The following is a 21,956-nucleotide window of genomic DNA, read 5'->3' on the forward strand; positions in this document are numbered from 1 at the left end:
CAGATGACATTTTCAAAAGATTTCTTATGGGGCGGCGCTATTGCCGCAAATCAAGCAGAGGGTGCTTGGAATGTAGACGGCAGAGGCATGAGCGTAGCGGATGTAGCGAGCTACCGTTCTGATCTTAGTCTTGATGATTATGAAGGCCATTTAGCGATTAGCTCTGAGCTTGTTCAAAAGGCAATGGATGATCAAACCGATAAATATTATCCGAAACGCCGCGGTATCGATTTCTACCATCATTACAAAGAAGATTTGGCGCTGTTCGCTGAAATGGGCTTTAAAGCATTACGTGTCTCCATCGCCTGGAGCCGTATATTCCCAACAGGAGAAGAACAAGAGCCAAACGAAAAAGGCCTGCAGTTCTATGACAACCTGTTCAAGGAAATGAAAAAGTACAATATTGAGCCAATCGTGACACTATCCCATTATGAAATGCCTTTGGCTCTCAGCGTGAAATATAACGGCTGGGTAGAGCGCAAAGTAATCGATGACTTTGTCCGCTTCTCAAATGTGTGCTTCAATCGCTATAAAGATTACGTGACATACTGGCTCACTTTCAACGAAATCGACAGCATCAACCGTCACCCGTTCACAACTGCCGGCATCATCCCGGATAAGTGCCCGGAAGGTAAGGAAGAAGAACAGGTATATCAAGCGCTGCATCACCAGTTCGTCGCATCAGCTCTTGTCACAAAAGACTGCCACGAGATCATCCCTGGCAGCCAGGTCGGCTGTATGCTGACGAAGCTGACGACGTATCCGAATACTTGTAAGCCAGAGGATGTGGAAATCACGCTCAAGAAGAACCTACAGAACTACTTCTATGCTGACGTGCAGGTATTCGGGGAGTATCCGCGTCTGACACTGAAAAAGCTGAAACGTAAAGGTATCCACATTCAAATGGAAGAAGGCGACTTGGAGATTTTGAAAGAAAACACAGTCGACTATCTATCATTCAGTTATTACATGTCACTGACAGAATCTGCTAAAGACGGCTTGGAGAGGGCAGCTGGTAACACGGTAACAGGAGTCAAAAATCCGTATCTTCCAGCTACCGACTGGGGCTGGCAAATTGACCCGGTCGGGTTGAAGATTAGTTTGTTGGAGCTGTATGATCGTTATAGAAAGCCGCTTATCATCGTAGAAAACGGTATGGGCGCAAAGGACGTCGTCGAAAGCGATGGCAGTATCCATGATGATTACCGCGTCAACTACTTCCGCGAGCATTTCCGTCAAATGAAGGAAGCAGTCGAGGAAGGTGTCGAGCTGTTCGGCTACACTAGCTGGGGTTCAATCGATATCATCAGTGCCGGCACCTCCCAAATGTCGAAGCGCTATGGCTTCATTTACGTCGACCAAGATGACGATGGCAACGGTACACTTGAACGTACCCGCAAGGACTCCTTCTACTGGTACAAAAAAGTGATTGAAAGCAATGGGGAAGACCTCGACTGATAGATACACAGCAGAGGATAGGTGAGGCCGATGATTAAGATCAAAAAAGTGCTCAATTCCAGCGTTGTGCTGGTTGAGGGCGAGGAAAAACAAGAATATATCCTATTCGGCAAAGGAATCGGCTATGGCCAAAAAGCAGGCAGCATCATCAAAGAAGACCAAGCAGACCAGACCTTCATGCCGATTGAAAACGCCAAGGCCAAGGAGTTCCTGCGTCTTTTGGACTCCATCCCACAAGCATATATTGACCTGACACAGCAGATTGTTCAGCATGCCGAGCAGCAGCTCGGCACAAAGCTGAACACCGGCATTTATTTCACGCTCATGGACCATCTGCATTTCGCGGTCGAACGCTATAAAAAGAATATCAATATCACCAATCGTGTGTTCTGGGAGATCAAGAATTTCTATCAAGAGGAATTTGAGGTTGGCACGTACGCCCTGGAGTTGATCAATAAGCAGTTCAAAATTGAACTACCGAAAGAGGAAGCAGCCAATATCGCCTTCCACTTGATTAACGCCCAAGGCGAAAAGCAGGAATCGAACGACGGAATGAAATACGCCAAAATGATCGGCGGCATCGTCAACCTTGTCCGCTACGCCCTCCAAATCAAAATGGACACCGACAACATCCATTACGGCCGTTTCATCACGCATGTGAAATTCTTCGTCGAGCGTTTCTATGCCGACAGCATGCTCGACGACCCAGAAAACCTATTGTTCGAACAAATCGCCAACCTGTATCCGCAAGCCATGGACATCGCCTTCAAGATCGAGAACTACATCTCGCAGGTACACGGCAGTATGCTGCCGAAGGAAGAGCTTGCGTATTTGGCAGTGCACATCCATCGGTTGGCGTCTTATCAGCAGTTGAAATAAAAAAGAACAGTAAATAATCAAAACCCGATCTAATGCAAATCTTCCCAAACAGATGTGTAACATAGATCGGGTTTTCTTTTAGGTGGAGTGCTCTTATCCCAGTCTCTTCTTCATGTAAAAGTAATATATAACTCACGACACATTTCATAGAATACAATACAGATTATTTATTAGGTGTGTGCGATAGCTGAAATCTCGATCAACTGCTCTGGAAATGCCAGGTAGGTTACGCCGATGAGGCTGCCTGCTGGCCGGTGAGTATCTAGGTATTCCTTAAAGAGGTTGATAACGGACTCCGTATGCGCTTGGGGATTAGTTAAATAGATTTCCACATAAGCAAGGTTGGACTTTGTGGCATTCAATTCTTTCAGTACACGATCAAGGTTTTCGAGCGTTTGTCGCGTCTGGGCTTCGATATTGTCCTCGCCAATGAATGTGCCGTCCTCATTATGTGAAAATTGGCCTGAAACGTAAATCGTACCGTTCGCGCTGTAGCCTTGAAAGTTTTAATATCCTTCATATTTTTCTCTCCTTTTATTTGAATTAAGGTAAGTATAGAATGAATAGGAAAAGGAAAATAGTACGCACTTTTTTGATAGATACTACCAGAAAGGATAGTGTTCATATGGGTATGGCTGATTATAAAGGGAAGGGGAATGTCCAGGAGACGCCTTTTGGTTATACGCTGTCCGTTGTTGGAGGTAAGTGGAAAATGCTTATCCTTTATCTATTGGCAGAAAATCAACCCGTTCGTTTTAATGAAATGAATAGAAAATTAGAGCCAATCACTTTTAAGATGTTAAGTTCCCAGCTTAAAGAATTAGAAGCGGATGGGATGGTTACAAGAAAAGAATATCCTCAAATTCCCCCTAAAGTGGAATACAGTCTCACACCTAAAGCAGAAACGCTATTACCTGTTTTGGAGCAGTTATGTGAATGGGGAGAGAAAAACCGTAATAATTAACTCCTGTCAGTATAGCTGTACAAATGACAGGTATTGTTTCAAAAGATTAGTGAAGTTGATATGCAAATCTTTAAATAAAGAGCAGCCGATCACATAATATAGAAAATCCATATTGAAGAGAGCCCCTTCAGTAAGAGCAGAGGGGCTGTTCGTTTACTACATACATTTGGATTATGCTGAAAGTAATACATTACATAGCAAATGGAGAGTGCCAATCCAGGATAAAACGACAGTTCCTAAAACCCTGCAACATGTAAGAAGACCTAAATTCCTTTCTGTTTGAAACGGAATTTAGGTCTTCTTTTCTTTTTAAGTAAGAGCATTCGATAAACTATAATCCCCAATTACAGACTTCGTACTCATTACCAAATTACTGATAATGTAATCCATTACAAAATTAGCATATACCTCTGAATGCACCCATATCGTTAAAGTATCAATAAATCATACCAACTTGAGTAAAAAAGTTTTTTGGAAATGTAATCGATTTCATTTAGGCGCATACAATGGGTCTTAGGAAAGTAGGAAAAAAGTTGGCGAACATTCAGGAGGTTGCAAAACAAGCGAGAGTTTCTGTTGCAACGGTATCAAGAGTACTCAATGGACAAAACACTGTATCTGAAAAAACAAGAAAAAAAGTGGAAGAAGCAATAAAGAAATTAAATTATGAACCTAGTATGTTGGGGAGAAACCTAAGAAATTCGGAAAGTCGGCTTTTCTTAATCTTAATTCCATCGATCTCCAATCCATTTTATTTAGAAATAATCAAAGGAATTGAAGCAGTTGCAATTAGCCAAAATTATAACATTCTTTTATGTGAAACAGATTCGAACCCTGAAAGAGAGAATATCTATTTCGATCTTGTTCGAAAAAAGATGGCTGATGGAATTATCTCAATGGACCCTACTGTAAATATAGAAACACTGAAAAATCTCTCGGAGAATCATGCAATTATTCAATGCAGTGAATATGAGGAAGGGAGTGGGATTCCTTATGTGACGATAGATAACGAGGATGCTTCTTACCGAGCAGTTAAGCACTTAATTCAAATTGGCCACAAAAACATTGCCTTAATAAACTCTGATGAAAAATACTTATACGCACGACAAAGAAAAATGGGTTATATAAGAGCTTTAGAGGAGTATGGTATTACTTTAAATAGTCAGTTTATCATTCTTACCCAGCATTTAGGATTTGAGAATGGCCAACATGCAATGAAAAAGCTATTGAATCTTCATGATAGACCAACTGCCGTATTTGCTGTATCAGACCTTTTGGCTATTGGAGCACTTAAAGAGATACATGCTTCTAGATTGCATGTACCAAGTGATATTGCCGTAGTGGGTTTTGATAAAATTGATTTTTCAAATATGACGAATCCAACCCTTACAACCATTGCCCAACCGATGTATAAGATGGGAACTGTTGCAGTAAAAATGTTGATTGATAAGATGAATGGAAAAGAGGTGGAAAGTATCATATTAGATCATGAACTCGTGGTAAGAGAATCAACATCTGGTCAATTCATCTAATATTAGCTCTCTGCTATTAAAGAGGTTAATAGCAGAGAGCTGACCTTAGATGTGAAATGTAATGTAACCGATTACAAATCACGTATAAGGAGCGTTTTTTCAAAAAACAAAGGGGTGAAAGATTTGAAAAAATGGCTGGTCTCCATGTTAGCTTTCGTAACAATCTTTGGTTTGGTTGCATGTAACAGTGATACTGGGAGTTCTAATAGCACAGAAGAGGATGACACACTAAAAATCGGTATTTCCTTACCATCTGCAACACATGGTTGGATGGGAGCGTTAATTGATAGTGCTGAAAAGCAGGCAAAGACACTGAAGGACAGTGATGGTATCGAGTATGTGATGACAAATGCTGCTGATCCAAACAAGCAAGCTAATGATGTTGATGATTTAATTGCTCAAGATGTGGATGTTATTGTAATGCTTCCTATTGAATCGGCGGCACTTTCTCCTGTAGGGCAAAAAATCAAGGATGCAGGGATTCCGTTAGTCATTGTTGACCGCGAGCTTGAAAATGACGCGGCTACTGTAGTAGTTAAAGGTGATAATGAAGGAATTGGTGTCAATGCAGGCAAGTACTTTGTCGAAAAGTTAGAAGGAAAAGGGAAGGTGGTTGAAATCACTGGACCGCCAAGTTCTGTTACAGAGCAACGAGGTGCAGGCTTTAAAGAAGCAATGGAAAGTTCAGATATTGAAGTCATTGCTTCGCAAAGCGGAGATTTCTCAACCGAAAAATCTCTAGAAGTTATGCAGAATATTTTACAGGCAAATCCTCAAATTGACGCTGTGTTTACACAGGATGATGGAATGGCACTTGGTGTTATCCAAGCTATCAAAGAAGCTGGCCGTACAGATATACAATTTGTAACAGGTGCGGGTGGTGGAAAGGCTGTATTTGAAGATATCCAAGCAGAGGGCTTAATTACAGCAACTTTTCTATATTCTCCTACGATGGTGGAGGACGCAGTGAAAATTGCAGCAGACATTGCTAAAGGAAATGATCCTGCGGAATCAATGGTAGTAAAAGAGGCTACTCAAGTTACAAAAGATAATGTTGATGAGTTCTATGATCCAGATTCTAAATTCTAAATAGTTGATAGGAAATACAATGATGGTGAGTAATGATTGTATTTCCTATTTTCTTTTAAGGGAGGGATAATCTACGCCATGACTACAAGTCCTTTCATGACAATGAACAATATTGATAAATCATTTAACGGAGTATCAGTGTTAAAAAAGGTGACTTTTCATGTTGCACAGGGTGAGATACATGCACTCTTAGGAGAAAATGGTGCAGGTAAATCTACACTGATGAATATCTTAGGCGGCGTCCATCCATTTGATAATGGCTCTATACAAATTAATGGTGAAGAAGTAAAAATAACGAATCCAAGGGCTGCCCAAGAATATGGTATTAGTTTTATCCATCAAGAGCTTAATGTCGTGTCCGATCTAAGAGTCTACGAAAATATGTTTTTGGGTTCAGAAATTCGCACTAGATACGGATTTCTAAAGGTAGATGAGATGTGTCAAAAAACAAATGAAATACTAGCAAAGCTTGGCGTAGATATCGATCCAAAGGAATATGTTAGAAATCTAGAAACCTCCTACAAGCAATTAATTGAGATATCCAAAGCACTATTACACAAATCCAAACTGATTATTATGGATGAACCTACAACTTCTTTAGCAGATCATGAAGTGAAACGATTATTTGGATTGATGAATAACTTAAAGCAATCTGGTGTGTCTATTATTTATATCTCTCATAAATTAAAAGAAATCAAGGAAGTTTGTGACAGATATACAGTGCTTCGTGATGGCGAGCTTGTTGGTAATGGGAGTATGGAAGAGGAGAATTTAGATACGATAACTAAACTTATGGTTGGCAAATCTATTTCCCAAGAGCGATTAATTCAAAAACATACCTTTGGTTCAGAAGTGTTAGAAGTAAATAACTTATCAAGTCCAGGGTCTTTCAGCAACATTAGCTTTACTCTAAAAAAAGGCGAGATAGCAGGCTTTACTGGCTTAGCAGGCGATGGGAGAACGGAGCTTTTTGAAAGCTTATTTGGTTATCGAAAAACATACACTGGTGACATTAAAATAAATAATCAGCTGACAAAAATAGATCATCCACGTAAAGCAGTAAAAGCAGGATTAGGACTTGTGCCGAAGGATCGAAAGGAAAATGCAATTATTAAAGATCTAAGCGTTATTCATAATATGAGTTTATCATCTATCGGACACTTTGAGAGAATGGCTTTTATCCAAGATAAACTGGAAAAAGAAAGATTTCAGTACTATAAGGAAAAGTTGAATATAAAAGTACACAATCCACGCGTTACAATCGACAAGTTAAGCGGCGGAAACCAACAAAAAGTCATTATTGCTAAATGGCTGGAGGTTGATACCGACATTATTATTTTTGATAATCCAACACAAGGAATTGATATTGGTGCAAAACAAGAAATATATCATCAAATCGTCTCTTTAGCCGAACAGGGCAAGGCAGTTGTTATTTTGTCTTCAGAAGCACCTGAAATACTTAAGATATGTCATCAAATCTATGTGATGTTTCAAGGCGAAATAACAGCAAGTTTTAAGGGAGAAGAAGTTACAGAAGACGAAATAATGAGTTATGCAACTGGCTCAAAAAGGGAGGCAAATGAAATTGGCTGATACGAATAGTCTCAAAGAACAAAAGCCGCAAATCTCTCCTATAAAAGGCAAGCTCTCGTGGCTGTGGTCTGAGTATAGCGTCATCATTGCCTTCATTATTATTTTTATTGCAGCATCAGTTTTGAGTCCTAGATTTCTAGATATGAATAACCAGCTCAATATATTAATGCAAGTATCTATTATTGGAATAGTAGCTTTAGGTATGACTATTGTCATGTTGTCAGGTGGTATCGACCTTTCAGTGGGCTCTGTGCTTGTATTGGTCGGTGTTGTCACGGTTTTAGCATTAAATGCCACAGGCAGTATTTGGATTGCCGTATTAACGGCATTTATAGTTGGATCAATTGCAGGTTTCTTAAATGGAATAATGGTGGCTAAAGGAAGGATTGCGTCTTTCATTGCGACCCTCGGAATGATGGCGGCTGCCCGCTCTATTGCCTTATATATTGCGGAAGGTGGCAGTATTTCTGGTGAAGTTTCAGGGTTCACTGCCATTGCTAATAACAATTTATGGATTTTTGATTATCCCATTATTATCTTCCTGATTATGACGGTACTTGTTTATATTTTAATGCATAAAACACGTTTCGGACGTCATGTATACGCCATAGGAAGTAATGAGAAAGCTGCCCTTCTTTCAGCCATTCGGGTAGATCGGATAAAAATTGGTGTCTATAGCTTGGCAGGCTTACTCGTGAGTATAGCAGCTATTATTGAAACATCTCGACTGAACTCTATTTCTTCTTCTAGTTCAGGCGTCCAATATGAACTAGATGCAATTGCTGCTGTCATAATTGGTGGCACAAGAATGACTGGTGGACGCGGAAAAATCATAGGTACATTTTTTGGAGTGCTCATCTTAGGGATTCTAAATAATATGATGAATTTAATGAACGTATCCCCGCATCTTCAAGGGTTTGTTAAAGGCTTGATCATTATTATTGCAGTAGTATTCCAAAAGAGAGAGTAGGGGGATTGCTATGGGCATAAAAGTGGGAATTATCGGGTGTGGATCGATCACTAAATTACGCCATGCCCCTGAATATAAAGCTAATCCGTATGTGGATGAGATTGTTTTTTTCGATCGGAATGCAGATCGTGCGATAGAGCTTGCAAATGAATTTGGCGGGAGAGTTGTTCAATCAGTGGAAGAGCTATATGCCGATCCTGCTATTGAAGTAATTAGTGATTGTTCGACTAATGAATATCATCATATTTATTCTACCAATGCACTGCTAAGTGGCAAGCATGTCTTATGTGAAAAGCCAATTTCTTTAACTATTGAGCATGCTAATGAAATAGTGGCAGCCCAGAAGAAAACTGGAAAGAAATTAATGATTGATCACAACCAGCGATTTAATCGTGCGCATCAAAAGGCAAAAGAAATTATCAGTAATGGAGAACTTGGAAAAGTACTAACTTTTAAGACAACCTTTGGACATTCTGGACCCGAACAATGGGGGACAAATAAATCAAACTCTACATGGTTTTTTAAGAAAGAGAGGTCCGGACTTGGGGTGGCCGGAGATTTAGGCATTCATAAGGTGGATTTAATCCATTACATCTTAGAGGATGAAATCGAGCAAGTCAGTGCTTTTCAAGGTGCTCTGGACAAAGTGGATGAGTATGGAGAGCCCATTGAAGTGTGTGATAATATTGTCTGCAGCTTAAAGACAAATAAAGGCCGCATAGGTACAGCTTCCTTTTCATGGACGTATTACGGAGAAGAAGATAATAGTACAACTATCTATTGTGAAAAGGGAATAGTAAAGATTTATCAAAATGAATCCTACCAATTAGAAGTAATAAGAGAAAATGGAGAGAAGATACATTATCAACTTGAAAGTATCCAAACGAATAGTAAACAAACGAATAGTTTTGTGATAGATGCGTTTATTGATTGTGTAAGACTCGATCATACCCCACTGGTATCAGGAAATGACGCATTATCCTCATTAAAGGTTATTTTGGGCATTTTAGAAGCTGCAGAAACAAAACAGGTTGTTACTGTTTAAGTAAGATTGGGCTTTATGATAATGAATGTAATACTTAAATCGCGAATATGTGATTAAAAAAATCATGAAGTTCTTAGAAGCTATGAAATTGGAGTTTTAATATTCAAGTACGTATATGAACATTTAACTCTTAGAAAAATCCTCATTTAGAGATATCAAGGTGAACCTACCTAAGTGAATGAGGCTTTTTTTATGTGCTCAAGGTTAACATTGATAAGAAAAGCCCCTCGGAGGTTCCTCTGAGGGGCTGCTTTTATACAGTAACCGCGCGTATCTTGAATTTTTAAATGGGGAGCATTGGTTGATGTAAGTAGTAATTTAGTTTGTAAAAATAGGACTCTTGTTAAAGGTTTATTAAAATTTCCTAGGTGGTAAGCTTAATAAGCAGCTTTTAATTTATGTTAGATTTATACTATTCATTTGTTTGATGCAGAACCACTCTCAACATATGAAATACTCTTAAACTACAGGTGGGATAAAGTGAAAAAACTAATAATGGCAGGTGCTAGCCTTGCAGTCATTCCGGCTTTACTGTTAGCGGGCTGTTCGCAAGATGCAACTTCACAAGACCAAGAGCCGAAGTCAAAAGAAAAGTCAGAAGTGAGCTCGAATGAGCAGGCGGCAACTTCGGAACCTGCGTCTCAGCCAAGCTATCAAGCTATTAAACCTTCTGAGGCAGCCCAACCGCTGAAAAGTCATTATACGGAAACACAGCTGGCGGAAATGCCAAAAACAGAAGCTCATGGGGATGACACGGAGAGGAGCGTTCCTTTAGGTCAAACCTTGGAAAAAGGTACGGAAGATGGAACAGAAGGACCGCTTCAGAAAAATAGAATCGTTTCTTATTATGGACATCCTGATTCTACTAGCATGGGGATATTGGGAGAATACAGCCCGGAGGAATTAATGGAGAAATTGAAGGACCAAACCAAGGCTTATTCAGAGCTTGACCCAGAAAGACCGGCTATCCCGGCTATTGAATTAATCGCAACGGTTGCCCAGCGAAATCCTGGGGAGGATGGTCTTTATATGCACGCAACAGCTGACGAGGATATCGAAAAATATGCGAAGTTAGCCGAAGAGAACGATGCGCTGCTGATCCTCGATGTTCAATTAGGCCAAGATAATATCATGAATCAAGTAAAGTCATTGGAGAAATATTTGAAATTGCCTTATGTCCACTTAGCTATTGATACGGAATTTCATGTGAAAGAGGGGCAAGTTCCCGGAGAAGATTTGGGACATGTCGATGGCGAGAATGTACAGGAAGCAATTGACTATGTATCAAATCTAGCATCTGAGAATGGACTTCCTGATAAGGTTGTCGTCGTCCATCAATTTGCAGACATCATCATCAACAATAAAGAAGCCATCCATCCCACAGAAAACGTGGAAGTGGTGCTGAATAATGACGGCCATGGCATTGCAGCTTTAAAACGATCAGGTTATCATCAGCTTGTACATAATCAGCCTATCCAATATGGAGGATTCAAGGTGTTTTATCAGAAAGACGAACCTGTCATGACACCGGAAGAGGTTCTGGAACTAGATCCTGCACCTGCGTTTGTTAATTACCAATAGTAATAGTACGGTGGAATCGCAGCGAGCCATAATATAAGTAAGGTGGATATACATATGCTTAAAGAAGTCTGTGTAGAGAATTTCACGAATGTCCCTCAATTAATTGCTAAAGGTGCTGACAGAATTGAACTGTGTGACAACCTTGCAGCGGGAGGTACCACAGTCAGTCACGGTGTAGCGGATGTGACGATTACCTATTGCCACAGCAAAAACATTAAGGTTATGAGCATGGTAAGGCCAAGAGGCGGAAATTTTGTTTTTAGTAAAGAAGAAGTGGACATGATGAAGCGGGATCTTGTGCATTTGAAAACATTAGGTACAGATGGAGTGGTACTGGGTTGTTTAAATGACACTGGCTGGATTGATGAAGACGCTATGATCAGCTTATTAGATTTAGCAAAAGGACTAGAAGTAACCTTTCATATGGCGTTTGACCATATAAGCCCCCAAAATCAGCTTAAAGCGATTGATTGGCTGGTGGAACGCGGGGTGCATCGAATCCTTACCCATGGAGGTCCGCTAGATACGAAGATTGAAGATAACCTAGTCAGATTGAATGAATATATTGAGCATGCAAATGACAGGATCATTATCCTTCCTGGGGGAGGAATCTCAAATAAAAATCTTGAATTAGTCACATCTGAACTGAATGTTAGAGAAGTTCACGGGACAAAAATAGCTGATTGAGCACGACACGAGACTCTAAGAATGATACCTCTAAAAGATAAATTAATAAATAATCAGACCTTGTGAAATGGACGGGCCTTTTCTGTGAAAGCAGATGGGCTCTGTTTCTTATGAAGTGGATCACCAAAGACATACCAATCCTCTTCGTTTTGGCTTAGATTGGGTAATTGGATACATAAACAAAGAGGACGTAAACCTACGTCCTCTCAACTATTATCCACTTATGAAAATAAATCAAAAATAAAATCCCAAAGCCCAAGCACATCTAAAAAGACAATAATGATAGCGATTGGCGTGACATATTTTAATACATAATACCAGATATGAAAGAATACCTTGCCAACATTTGATCCAAGTGCCATCTCTTCGTAAAGCATACTTTTGCTCATTCTTAGTGGAATAAAGAGTGAAATAAGCAATGCCCCCAATGGCATTAATATATTGCTAACGGTGTAATCAAATAAGTCAAATATCGTCTTGTCGAATAGTAGGAAGTCAGACAGCACGCCATATGACAGACAGGACGGAATTCCGACCAAGAAAATCAACATCCCGAGCTGCCATGATCGTTTTGTGCGCTTGGTGTTGTCTTTTTTTGTCGTGGCAGCCACAAAGATCTCCAGCATAGAGAAGGCGGAGGTTAAAGCTGCAAATAAGAATAATAGCAGGAAAATGATGAAGAATAGGGTACCGAATTGCATGTTGCTGAATACCGCTGGCAATACAGCAAAGATCAGTACCGGGCCAGCATCAGGTTCCAACCCAAAGGAGAAGACTCCTGGGAAAATAGCTAAACCTGCTAAAAGCGCTACAAAAATATTAATAATAATGATAGAAAAAGCCGCTTGCGGCAGATGCTGTGTTTTTGGCAAATAGGAAGCATAAGTAACCATAACAGATACACCGACGGATAGAGTAAAAAATGCTTGCCCAAGTGCGAACAACACAGACTCCGATGTCAGTTTGGAAAAATCGGGAACCAGCAAGAACTTGATGCCTTCCATTGAGCCATCCAAGCTGACAGAGCGAATGACTAAGACAAGGAATAGGAGAAATAGCGCCGGCATCATGATTTTACTTGTTACTTCAATTCCTTTTTGCACACCCTTAGCAACCACAAGGATGGCAATCAGCATAAATAGAAATTGAGCGAAGAGTGTTGGGCCAGGGTTTGCGATGATATCGTTAAACAACGTGCCATAACCATCCTGTGATAGTCCATCAAGGCTGCCGCGGATTGCTTCAAATAGATAAATAATAATCCATCCGCCAATAACGCTGTAAAAGGATAATAAAATAAAGCATGTGACGACACCAAGTCTGCCGATGACAGTCCAGAATGACCCAGGTGCAATCTTTTGATAAGCAGATACAGCATCAAGCTTTGTTCTGCGGCCAATGATAAACTCCCCTATCAAAAGCGGCGCGCCAAGTATAACAGTAAAAAGTAAAAAGATTAGAAAGAATGCGCCGCCTCCGCCAGTACCTGCGATATACGGGAATTTCCAAATGGCTCCCAATCCGATGGCAGAACCAGCAGCTGCCAATATAAAACCTATTTTAGATTTCCAGTGTTCTTGTGACATGATGCAACTCCTATTCAGATCAAAAAATAGTAATGGGAGTATAGTAGCACAGTTACATATTAATGGACAGATAATTTTAAAAAATAACATAATATCCGAGGGGCAGCTGATATAGAGTATATGTACAAGTATAATAAAGCTCCTCCTGTATAGCAGGAGGGGCTTTATCTGTTAGTAATATCTCTATCCAAACTTTTTAGAGTTCACAACGAATTTTAAACTTCTCCAATAATAACCCGCACCGCTTCTTCCAAATCCTTAAGTGACCAAGAAGGCAGCTTAGGATTGCTTAATGCCAATCCATGATGTGCTGGTATGTGCACAAATCCTGAAATCATATCCAGCTTATTTGTTTCGATGTGATGTCTGACGGTGTACATTGTTTGGTTGCATAAATAGGTGCCGGCGGTGTTGGAGATTTTCGCTGGCAGGTTATGTTCCAGCAGTTTGGTGGTCATCTTTTTGATTGGCAATGTCGAGAAGTAAGCATCAGGTGCATCCTTTAGTATCTTTTGCCCGTCATACTGATTTTCGCTATTGTCGGGTTCTCCATCCATGCAGTTTATCGCAATTCTCTCCGGGGTGATTCTATTTCTGCCAGCTGCCAGTCCTAAAGAAATGACAGCAGAAGGCTGGTATTCGTCGATATGTTCTAAGATGATGCTGGAAGTTTTCTTGAAATCGACTGGAAGCACCTTGCCGATTATCTTTTTCCCATTTATCGTTTCTCCGTCCAGGCTGCGGACAATCACTTCTGTAGGGTTGGATGTCATCCCCAAAAAAGCTTCAAACCCAGTGAGTAAGATATTCAATTTTACTTCTCCTTTTTACTTCAAATACTGATCGAACCAGTCTGTTATTTCATTCAGACGAATAATACGTAAACCAGGGTCTCCGCTACGGGACAGCTCGTGATTTGATTCTGGGAAACGTACAAAACGTGTAGGTTTCTTTTGTTGTTTCAATGCGATATACAATTGTTCAGCTTGCTCAATCGGGCAGCGATAGTCGTTTTCGCTATGCAAAATGAGCAGCGGCGTTTGTACATCCTTCACATAACATAGCGGAGAAATTCTCCACAGCTCTTCAGGATCCTCCATAACTGTTGTTTTGTGTTCCCATTCGGTAAAGAAGTAGCCAATATCACTCACGCCATAGAAACTGAGCCAGTTACTAATCGAACGCTGTGTAACTGCCGCTTTAAACTTATTCGTATGGCCGACAATCCAGTTCGTCATAAAGCCGCCATAGCTTCCGCCAGTGACACCTAAGCGGGAGGCATCTATCCAATCGTAGTTTTCCAAAGCATAATCCACTGCGACCATCACATCGTCATAGTCAATGCCGCCATAGTCGCCGCGCACTGCATCAACAAACTGCTGCCCATAGCCATGACTTCCTCTTGGGTTCATGTATAGGACCCCATAGCCTTTACTAGCAAGCACCTGAAACTCGTGCATAAAGGCATGGCTGTACATCGCGTGCGGACCGCCATGAATTTCAAGGACAAGTGGATACGTTTCGCCATCCTTGAAGCCTGTTGGTTTCATAATCCAGCCTTGCAGCTCCGTTCCATCATTCGCTTTAAAACGAAAATCCTCTGGAGTAGATACTGTTTTCGTTTGCAGCAAGTTCTCGTTCACAGCTGTTAAACGTTGCTCGTCACTGCCTGACAAGGTCGACACAAATAGGTCGCCAGGGATAGCTGCGGATTGGCTAACTGCATACACAAATCGGTCTTGATTCTTATCCGTACTGTACGCGTAAACCTGGCGTTTTCCGCCAATAACTTTGGTGATGTTTTTATCTAACGTCACTTGATATAAGTGAGTTGATCCTAGTTCGCTTGCTAAGAAGAAGACGGCGTCATTTGTTTTGCTCCAGACGGCGCCAGAACTTGCAGCTCCTGTACCCATATCATTAATCGCAACATCATGGCACTCCACATCCCATTCACTCGTTAAACAGGAGAGTTCTTTTGTTGCAAGATCCAAGGACCACACTCTCGTGAGGGTGGCACCTGTGTATTCCAAATCATCACCAAGCAGAGATAGCTTTGTTCCATCCGGTGAGTAGTTTGGCGTATAGAATCTTTTGTCACTGCTCGTTAGTTTTTCTGTATCATTCGTTGCTAAATCTAGCTGATAGATATCAGAGAAGAATGTCTGCTCAGGATCTTCAGAACGGTTTGCGCTATAAGCGACGTGCATTCCAGCTGGTGAAAATGCAGGCGAATGATGATTATATTGTCCGTCTGTTAGTAAGGTTTGAGTGCCAGTTTCTAAATCTATTAATGCTAAATGGTCGAAGGTTTCGTCTGAAAAGCCTTTCGCATCGGATTTGTATTGCAGGTTCGTAGTGATATAAGGCTTTAGTTTTTCTTCTGTCTTTTCTTTTGTTTCCTTGTCTTCCAAGCTGTCGGATGCGGTTAACGGTACGGTAACGATAAGCTTCGTCCCGTCTGGTGACAAAACAGACTGCGAAGCACCTCTTTTAAAAGTAGTAACCTGACTTGCTTCGCCTCCGCTAAAAGCAATTTTCCATATTTGCTGCTTCCCGGAGCGATTAGACACAAAGAATATGTATCGTCCATCAGGTGACCATCTTGGCTGCACATCTGAGAAATTACCTTGGGTAAACTGGGTGGTTTCCTTTGAATCCACATGCAATAGGAATAGATTCGATTGATATTTTTCTTTCTCGTTAATTACTCGCTTCACAAAAACAACCCACTTGCCATCAGGTGATAGCTGCGGATCCGATAAAAATGAAAATTCTAATAAATCTTGTGCTGATAGACCGTTTGTTGTCATAGTTTGCTGCCTCCTGTCATGGGACATCTATTTATTTGTCGTGATATGGGACAAGTTTCTCAAAATAAGCCGCCTGGCTTATTAAGAAACCTGTACACACTCTTATACTAATTCGCCATTTATATAGGTTTGTACTGCTTTGTTTCTCAAATCGAAGGGGTTGCCGGTCCAAAGGACAAAGTCTGCATCCTTGCCAACTTCAACTGATCCAACTCGATCGTCTACACCTAGATGCTTCGCTGCATTTAGTGTAATAGCTTTAAGAGCCTCTTCTTCTGGCAGACCGTATTTAACAGCTAAAATCGCACTTGTCATTAAATGCTCAATAGCAATTACTGGATGATCGGTCGTGATGGAGAATGGTACAGATTCTTCTGCTAGTGCCAACAGTGTATTCCAGCCTTTATCGGCCAGCTCTATTTTTGAGCGAGGTGTCATTGTCGGGCCTACTGACACCCGAATGTCGTGTTTAGCGATGAACGGTGCTATTTGATGTCCCTCTGTGCAATGCTCAATCGTTAAATCAATTTCAAATTCCTTTTTTAACCGTAGAACAGTGACAATATCATCAGCGCGGTGGGCATGTACACGAAGCGGTATTTCTTTATTCAATACTTTGACGATATGCTCTAAGCCTAGGTTTCTAGCTGCTTTTCCTGCTTCGCGATCTTCCTTATATGTTTGTGCCTCAATAAATTTCTCACGAAGAATGGCTGCGATTCCCATTCTAGTTGTCGGCATTCTACCTTTATCACCGTGGAACCGTTTTGGATTCTCTCCTGTTGCAGCTTTTAGACCTGAAGGATTACGAATGACCATTTCATCTACGATTGTCCCTGTCGTTTTTAACACACACATTTCTCCGCCAATGACATTGGCACTCCCAGGCATAACTTGGACTGTGGTAACACCTGAACGCCTGGCATCTTCAAATCCTCTATCCAGTGGGTTTATCCCATCAATTGCGCGCACCTGTGGAGTGGCTGCGGCGCTTGTTTCATTGAAGTCATGTCCTTCTTTTCCTATTCCTTCTTCATGTACACCTAAATGGGTATGTACATCTATTAATCCTGGAGTAAAGTATGTACCGCTAGCATCAATAATTTCATATCCATCTGGAATGCTGGATGTACCTATAGAAGTAAATTTGCCGTCCTTAAATAAGATAGTTGTACCGCTAAATGTCTTTCCTGTTCCATCTACACCAGATACATTTGTTATGGCCTTCATACAATAACCTCCATAAAAATCCAAATTATCATTGATTTCTGAAAATTTATCCAATATAATACCCTCTATACCTAATTCCTAATTACGATATTAAAACAATTTTTGAATATTGTAAATGTTCTTCAATGTAAGGTTATGTATCAAAAAGGGGAGTATAATAGGAGAAAAGTCCGAAAGTAGGAAGAATAGTGGAGTATCAAATTGATGAGTTGGACCGCGGTATTATCCGGATGTTATCCAAGGATGGCCGCTTAGCTTTTTCAGAAATAGCGAGTGAATTAAAAGTGACGGAGAAAACAATCAGACTTCGTTACAAAAACTTAGTGCAGCACAACATCATTGAAGTAGTAGGCGTTGTGAATCCAATCGCCCTTGGTTTGAAAGCTGGAGCGATTATTCAAATAAAAACAAAGCAAGGGACAATTAAAAAGGTAAGAGAAGCACTGAGCACGATAAAAGAAGTTCGCTATATTACGATGACTAGCGGACACTACCAGCTGCTGATTCAAATTAATGTCCGAAGCCAGGAAGATATAAAGGACTGTATGCTGAAGCTGGATGGTATTGAAGGAATTACAGAGATCAATACAATAATCCAATTAGAAAACTATAAGAATACGTTCGAATATTTATAGAAGGAGCTGCTCAACTTGATTGGATTACTAAAGAAACTAACTAGTTTGCAGGGCCCAAGCGGCTTTGAACAAGAGGTTAGTTATTTCCTGAAAGATTATCTAAAGGATAAAGTGGATGAAGTTGAGATAGACCCTATTGGTAATGTCATCACCAAAAAGAAAGGTACAAGCCCAGGACCTAGCATTCTTTTAACAGCTCATATGGATGAAGTCGGCTTTATTGTAAAAAAGATAGAAGCAAACGGATTACTGCGATTTGAAAAGCTGGGCGGTAATGATGACCGGAACCTTGTGGCACAGCCAGTGAAGGTACTAGGCGAAGAGGGGCATATCAATGGGGTGATTGGAACACTTTCTGCACACTTTGCTAAATTTGATGACGCGCAAAAGGTGAGAAAGCATAGTCAGCTATACATAGATGTTGGAGCAAGTTCTTCTCAAGATGTACTGGAAATGGGCATAGAGATTGGAACCCCTGTCACTTGGGGTTCTGAACTGCAAATCCTCGGAAGTTCTGAAAAACCTAAGATACGTGCCAAGTCATTGGATGATCGTGCAGGGTGCGCCGTTATTCTACAAGTTTTAGAAGAAATAGGGCAAGATTTTGCAGGCGAGCTCATTTGTTTATTCACAGTTCAGGAAGAAGTCGGATTGCGAGGGGCAAAAACAGCATCCGAACATATTGATGCGGATGTTGCTATCGCAATTGATACAACTGCAGTGAGCGATACGTTTGAGCAAACGATGGATCAGACTCTTAGCTTAGGAAACGGGACAGGAATTAAGGTAATGGATGCAAGTTTAATTGTCCCGAAAACAATGAAGAAGCTGCTCGTTCAGCTAGCTAAGGAACAAGATATTCCTTATCAGCTGGAAGTGTTCACTGGAATTGGGACAGACGGCGGTGCAGTCACGTACGCCAACAAAGGAATTCCAACAGGTGTATTATCGATTCCTTCTCGTTACACACATTCAAGCATCGAACTTATCGACTTGGGTGATCTTATCGCAACGAAGGATATAGTAAAAGCCTTTGTAAAGAGTGTCGATGAACAATCACGTTTTCCTTTCTGAATTACATATTTTTTTAAGATAAGAAGTTAGAAAATTTATAATAGTAATTTAAAGGTGGGTATTTATGAAAATATTTATTTCAGCAGATATGGAAGGTATCTCGGGTGTTGCAACCAATCAGCAATTAAAAACAAATTCCGAATACCAGCGTTTTAGAAAGCTTATGACAGCGGATGTGAATGCCGCAATTGAAGGAGCCTTTAATGGCGGAGCAAAAGAGGTGGTTGTCGCCGATGGGCATGGCAACATGTCGAACATATTGGTAGAAGAGTTAGATCCACGTGCAAGACTAGTCTCTGGTAATAACCGCGTCATGTGCCAGCTGGAAGGCCTGGATGACACCTTTGATGGAATTATGTTCGTTGGACATCATGGACGTGAAGCTGGATCAGAACGTACAGTCATTAGCCATACACTGGCAGGTATCTGTGTGAATGAAATGAAGATTAATAACCGAGTTGTTGGTGAGACGGAAATGAACACACTAGTTGCAGGCGGCTTTAACGTACCGGCGATTTTCATTAGTGGCGATGATGCGTATGTAAAAGAGGTGCAAGAAACATTGCCAGATGTAAAAGGTGCTGTAACCAAACGTGCTGTTGATCGGTTTGCAGCCGAGCTGCTTCACCCAGAGGTTGCCCGCAAAGAGATCCGCGAAAAAGCAGAACTAGCAGTAAAAGATATTAAGAGCTTCAAGCCGCAAACAGTTGAAGGACCTGTTACCTTTAACATCGAGTTTAAAGGGCCACAGCAGGCAATGATGACGACAACACTTCCTACAGTGGAATTAACTGGTCCACGAAGCATTCGTTTTACTTGTGATGACGTTGTCACAGCATACAAGCATATGTGGGGCTGTGTGATTATTGCGATGACAGCGACAAATGGTGTACTTGGCAGTGTGAATGCGTAAATGTAACAACTAGAAAAATAGTGGAGGTGAATCCGTGTATATTGTAAAACGAATACTTATCATGCTGCTTACAATATGGGTTATTGCGAGTTTGACATTTTTGATCATGAAATTTATACCTGGTGATCCATTCGCTTCAGATGCAGATGTGCTTCCGGAAGAAGTATTACAAAACATCAGGGCTAAATACAACTTGGACGAGCCGATTGCAGTGCAATATGTATTATATATGAAGGATTTAGTGACATTTGATTTAGGGTTCTCCATTCAATCGGAAACAAGATCAGTAAATTCTATTATTGCTGATGGTGCTCCAGCATCCGCTTTACTAGGCTTGCAGGCATTGATCATTGCCTTAGCTCTAGGGTTGCTGCTAGGGATTGTAGCGGCTTTGAATCATAACAAACTACTCGATTATGCCTCTATGTTTATTGCGATAATCGGTATATCTGTTCCGAGCTTTATCTTGGCCCCATTGCTAATCAAGTATTTTGCCGTAGAGTGGGGGATGTTACCTGTTGCGTCATGGGGGACATGGCAGCATTCCATCTTACCAACCTTAGCATTAGCGGCAACACCGCTTGCTGTTATCGCACGATTTATGCGGTCCAGTATGCTCGAAGTAACGAATCAGAATTATATCAAGACAGCAGATGCCAAAGGGCTGTCCAAAACAAAGCTAGTCATCAGGCACGGCATCCGAAATGCTATCTTACCGGTTATTTCATTTATTGGTCCTTTATTTGTATCTTTAATTACCGGAACATTCGTTATTGAGAAAATATTCGCAATTCCGGGTATCGGACGCTATTTCGTAGATAGTATTTTCAACCGGGATTATCCAGTAATCATGGGAACAACAATCTTCTTCAGTGTATTGCTGGTGTTAACGTTATTCATCATTGATATATCGTACCGCTATATTGATCCAAGAATAAAACTAACGAGTGGAGGGGAGTAAGATGGAAGCTAAACGCGTGGATGATTCCCTTTTTCGCCCCTTATCACCAGAAAAAAGAGGACATGACCCTATCCAGCGCCCGAGCATGAGCGTGTGGAAGGAAACGATTCTTAACGTATTAAAAAACAAGATGGCAGTGCTTGGCTTTACCTTGCTTCTCGTCATTGGATTTTTTGCAATAGCTGGTCCGCATATGGTTCCATTCGATCCGGCGAAACAGGACTTGGTGAATACCAATGTTGCGCCAAACAGTGAGCATTGGTTCGGAACCGATGATTTAGGCAGGGATGTATGGTCGAGAACCTGGTATGGCGCCAGGGTTTCCTTAACCATCGGGCTCATTGCCGCAGCCATTGATATCATCCTCGGCGTAACAATCGGAGGTATCTCTGGTTATATGGCCGGCCGAAGCAAGTCCGGTGACCGGATTGATAGTATTTTAATGCGAATCGTTGAAATTTTGTATGGTATTCCTTACCTGCTGATTGTCATCCTGCTGATGGTGATCATGGAGCCAGGTATTACCTCTATCATTATTGCTCTTTCAGTTACCGGCTGGGTAGGGATGGCCAGGATTATACGCGGTCAGATACTCCAGCTGAAGTCACAGGAATATGTGTTAGCTGCCCAAAAGATGGGGACCTCCCACCCCAAAATCATTTGGCGGCATTTGATTCCGAATACAGCAGGTATCATCATCGTGAATTTAACCTTTACGATACCGTCAGCAATCTTTGCGGAATCATTCCTAAGCTTTCTAGGATTAGGAGTTCAGGCTCCTTTTGCCAGCTGGGGAACGATGGCGAACGATTCCTTAGGCGTTATTCTTAGCGGACAGTGGTGGCGTCTCTTTTTCCCAGGCTTTATGATTGCCCTCACCATGTTTGCCTTTAACGCATTCGGTGACGGCTTGCAAGACGCACTTGATCCGAAAGCAAATAAATAG

At 41.1% G+C, this 21,956-nt stretch carries 19 protein-coding genes and 1 pseudogene; 15 read left to right on the forward strand and 5 right to left on the reverse strand.

Features of this window, described 5'->3' with window-relative positions:
* The first annotated feature begins 3 nt into the window (after positions 1-3).
* Together CHH48_RS14560 and CHH48_RS14565 are read left to right on the forward strand one after the other, a co-directional pair.
* Positions 4-1,458: a glycoside hydrolase family 1 protein gene (locus CHH48_RS14560; protein ID WP_095219875.1), complete on the forward strand. Its 1,455-nt coding sequence runs from the start codon at positions 4-6 to the stop codon at positions 1,456-1,458.
* A gap of 30 nt (positions 1,459-1,488) precedes the next feature.
* The gene (locus tag CHH48_RS14565) at positions 1,489-2,337 is read left to right on the forward strand and encodes a BglG family transcription antiterminator (protein ID WP_095219876.1); all 849 of its coding nucleotides are present in this window, start codon (positions 1,489-1,491) and stop codon (positions 2,335-2,337) included.
* Positions 2,338-2,507: 170 nt separating this feature from the next.
* Here the strand turns inward: CHH48_RS14565 and CHH48_RS14570 are convergent.
* Positions 2,508-2,837 (reverse strand): annotated as a pseudogene (locus tag CHH48_RS14570) (RidA family protein); the annotation flags it as partial.
* A gap of 125 nt (positions 2,838-2,962) precedes the next feature.
* Here CHH48_RS14570 and CHH48_RS14575 point away from each other — a divergent pair.
* The 8 genes from CHH48_RS14575 (at position 2,963) to CHH48_RS14610 (ending at position 11,798) form a co-directional block, all read left to right on the forward strand.
* Positions 2,963-3,301: a winged helix-turn-helix transcriptional regulator gene (locus tag CHH48_RS14575; RefSeq protein WP_095219913.1), complete on the forward strand. Its 339-nt coding sequence runs from the start codon at positions 2,963-2,965 to the stop codon at positions 3,299-3,301.
* A 533-nt stretch (positions 3,302-3,834) separates the two neighbouring features.
* A complete protein-coding gene (locus CHH48_RS14580; RefSeq protein WP_095219914.1) occupies positions 3,835-4,833 on the forward strand; it encodes a LacI family DNA-binding transcriptional regulator in 999 nt (332 codons plus the stop codon).
* A 114-nt stretch (positions 4,834-4,947) separates the two neighbouring features.
* Positions 4,948-5,922, forward strand: coding sequence for a substrate-binding domain-containing protein (locus CHH48_RS14585; RefSeq protein WP_245840395.1), 975 nt, complete (start codon positions 4,948-4,950; stop codon positions 5,920-5,922).
* Between the two features lie 78 nt (positions 5,923-6,000).
* A complete protein-coding gene (locus CHH48_RS14590) occupies positions 6,001-7,515 on the forward strand; it encodes a sugar ABC transporter ATP-binding protein (RefSeq protein ID WP_095219879.1) in 1,515 nt (504 codons plus the stop codon).
* Positions 7,508-8,485, forward strand: a complete 978-nt coding sequence (locus tag CHH48_RS14595; protein WP_095219915.1) for an ABC transporter permease — start codon at positions 7,508-7,510, stop codon at positions 8,483-8,485. The genes CHH48_RS14590 and CHH48_RS14595 overlap by 8 nt, the downstream gene beginning before the upstream one ends.
* 10 nt (positions 8,486-8,495) lie before the next feature.
* The gene (locus CHH48_RS14600) at positions 8,496-9,530 is read left to right on the forward strand and encodes a Gfo/Idh/MocA family protein (protein WP_095219880.1); all 1,035 of its coding nucleotides are present in this window, start codon (positions 8,496-8,498) and stop codon (positions 9,528-9,530) included.
* A gap of 480 nt (positions 9,531-10,010) precedes the next feature.
* Positions 10,011-11,111, forward strand: coding sequence for a hypothetical protein (locus tag CHH48_RS14605; RefSeq protein ID WP_245840391.1), 1,101 nt, complete (start codon positions 10,011-10,013; stop codon positions 11,109-11,111).
* Between the two features lie 54 nt (positions 11,112-11,165).
* Positions 11,166-11,798 carry a copper homeostasis protein CutC gene (locus tag CHH48_RS14610; RefSeq protein ID WP_095219881.1) on the forward strand — a complete coding sequence of 211 codons (633 nt, stop codon included), beginning with the start codon at positions 11,166-11,168 and terminating at the stop codon, positions 11,796-11,798.
* Positions 11,799-12,019: 221 nt separating this feature from the next.
* Here the strand turns inward: CHH48_RS14610 and CHH48_RS14615 are convergent, their stop codons facing one another.
* The 4 genes from CHH48_RS14615 to CHH48_RS14630 all read right to left on the reverse strand — a co-directional run bounded on the left by CHH48_RS14615 (position 12,020) and on the right by CHH48_RS14630 (position 17,427).
* A complete protein-coding gene (locus CHH48_RS14615) occupies positions 12,020-13,384 on the reverse strand; it encodes a sodium-dependent transporter (protein WP_095219882.1) in 1,365 nt (454 codons plus the stop codon).
* 215 nt (positions 13,385-13,599) lie between these two features.
* On the reverse strand, positions 13,600-14,196 hold the full coding sequence (locus CHH48_RS14620) for a pyroglutamyl-peptidase I (protein WP_255212178.1): 597 nt from the start codon (positions 14,194-14,196) through the stop codon (positions 13,600-13,602).
* Between the two features lie 15 nt (positions 14,197-14,211).
* A complete protein-coding gene (locus CHH48_RS14625) occupies positions 14,212-16,197 on the reverse strand; it encodes a S9 family peptidase (RefSeq protein WP_095219883.1) in 1,986 nt (661 codons plus the stop codon).
* A gap of 102 nt (positions 16,198-16,299) precedes the next feature.
* Positions 16,300-17,427: an amidohydrolase gene (locus CHH48_RS14630; RefSeq protein ID WP_095219884.1), complete on the reverse strand. Its 1,128-nt coding sequence runs from the start codon at positions 17,425-17,427 to the stop codon at positions 16,300-16,302.
* Between the two features lie 188 nt (positions 17,428-17,615).
* On the opposite strand from CHH48_RS14630, the gene CHH48_RS14635 reads away from it, so the two are divergent.
* The 5 genes from CHH48_RS14635 to CHH48_RS14655 all read left to right on the forward strand — a co-directional run bounded on the left by CHH48_RS14635 (position 17,616) and on the right by CHH48_RS14655 (position 21,956).
* Entirely contained in the window at positions 17,616-18,062 is a 447-nt protein-coding gene (locus CHH48_RS14635) for an Lrp/AsnC family transcriptional regulator (protein WP_095219885.1), read from the forward strand.
* 15 nt (positions 18,063-18,077) lie between these two features.
* Positions 18,078-19,136 (forward strand): M42 family metallopeptidase, encoded by a 1,059-nt coding sequence (locus tag CHH48_RS14640; protein WP_095219886.1) that lies wholly within the window; start codon positions 18,078-18,080, stop codon positions 19,134-19,136.
* Positions 19,137-19,200: 64 nt separating this feature from the next.
* The gene (locus CHH48_RS14645) at positions 19,201-20,049 is read left to right on the forward strand and encodes a M55 family metallopeptidase (RefSeq protein WP_095219887.1); all 849 of its coding nucleotides are present in this window, start codon (positions 19,201-19,203) and stop codon (positions 20,047-20,049) included.
* Between the two features lie 34 nt (positions 20,050-20,083).
* The gene (locus tag CHH48_RS14650) at positions 20,084-21,010 is read left to right on the forward strand and encodes an ABC transporter permease (protein WP_095219888.1); all 927 of its coding nucleotides are present in this window, start codon (positions 20,084-20,086) and stop codon (positions 21,008-21,010) included.
* 1 nt (position 21,011) lies between these two features.
* Positions 21,012-21,956, forward strand: a complete 945-nt coding sequence (locus CHH48_RS14655; protein ID WP_095219889.1) for an ABC transporter permease — start codon at positions 21,012-21,014, stop codon at positions 21,954-21,956.

It is taken from the genome of Terribacillus saccharophilus, from assembly GCF_002272075.1.
Classification (GTDB): Bacteria; Bacillota; Bacilli; order Bacillales; family Amphibacillaceae; genus Terribacillus; species Terribacillus saccharophilus_A.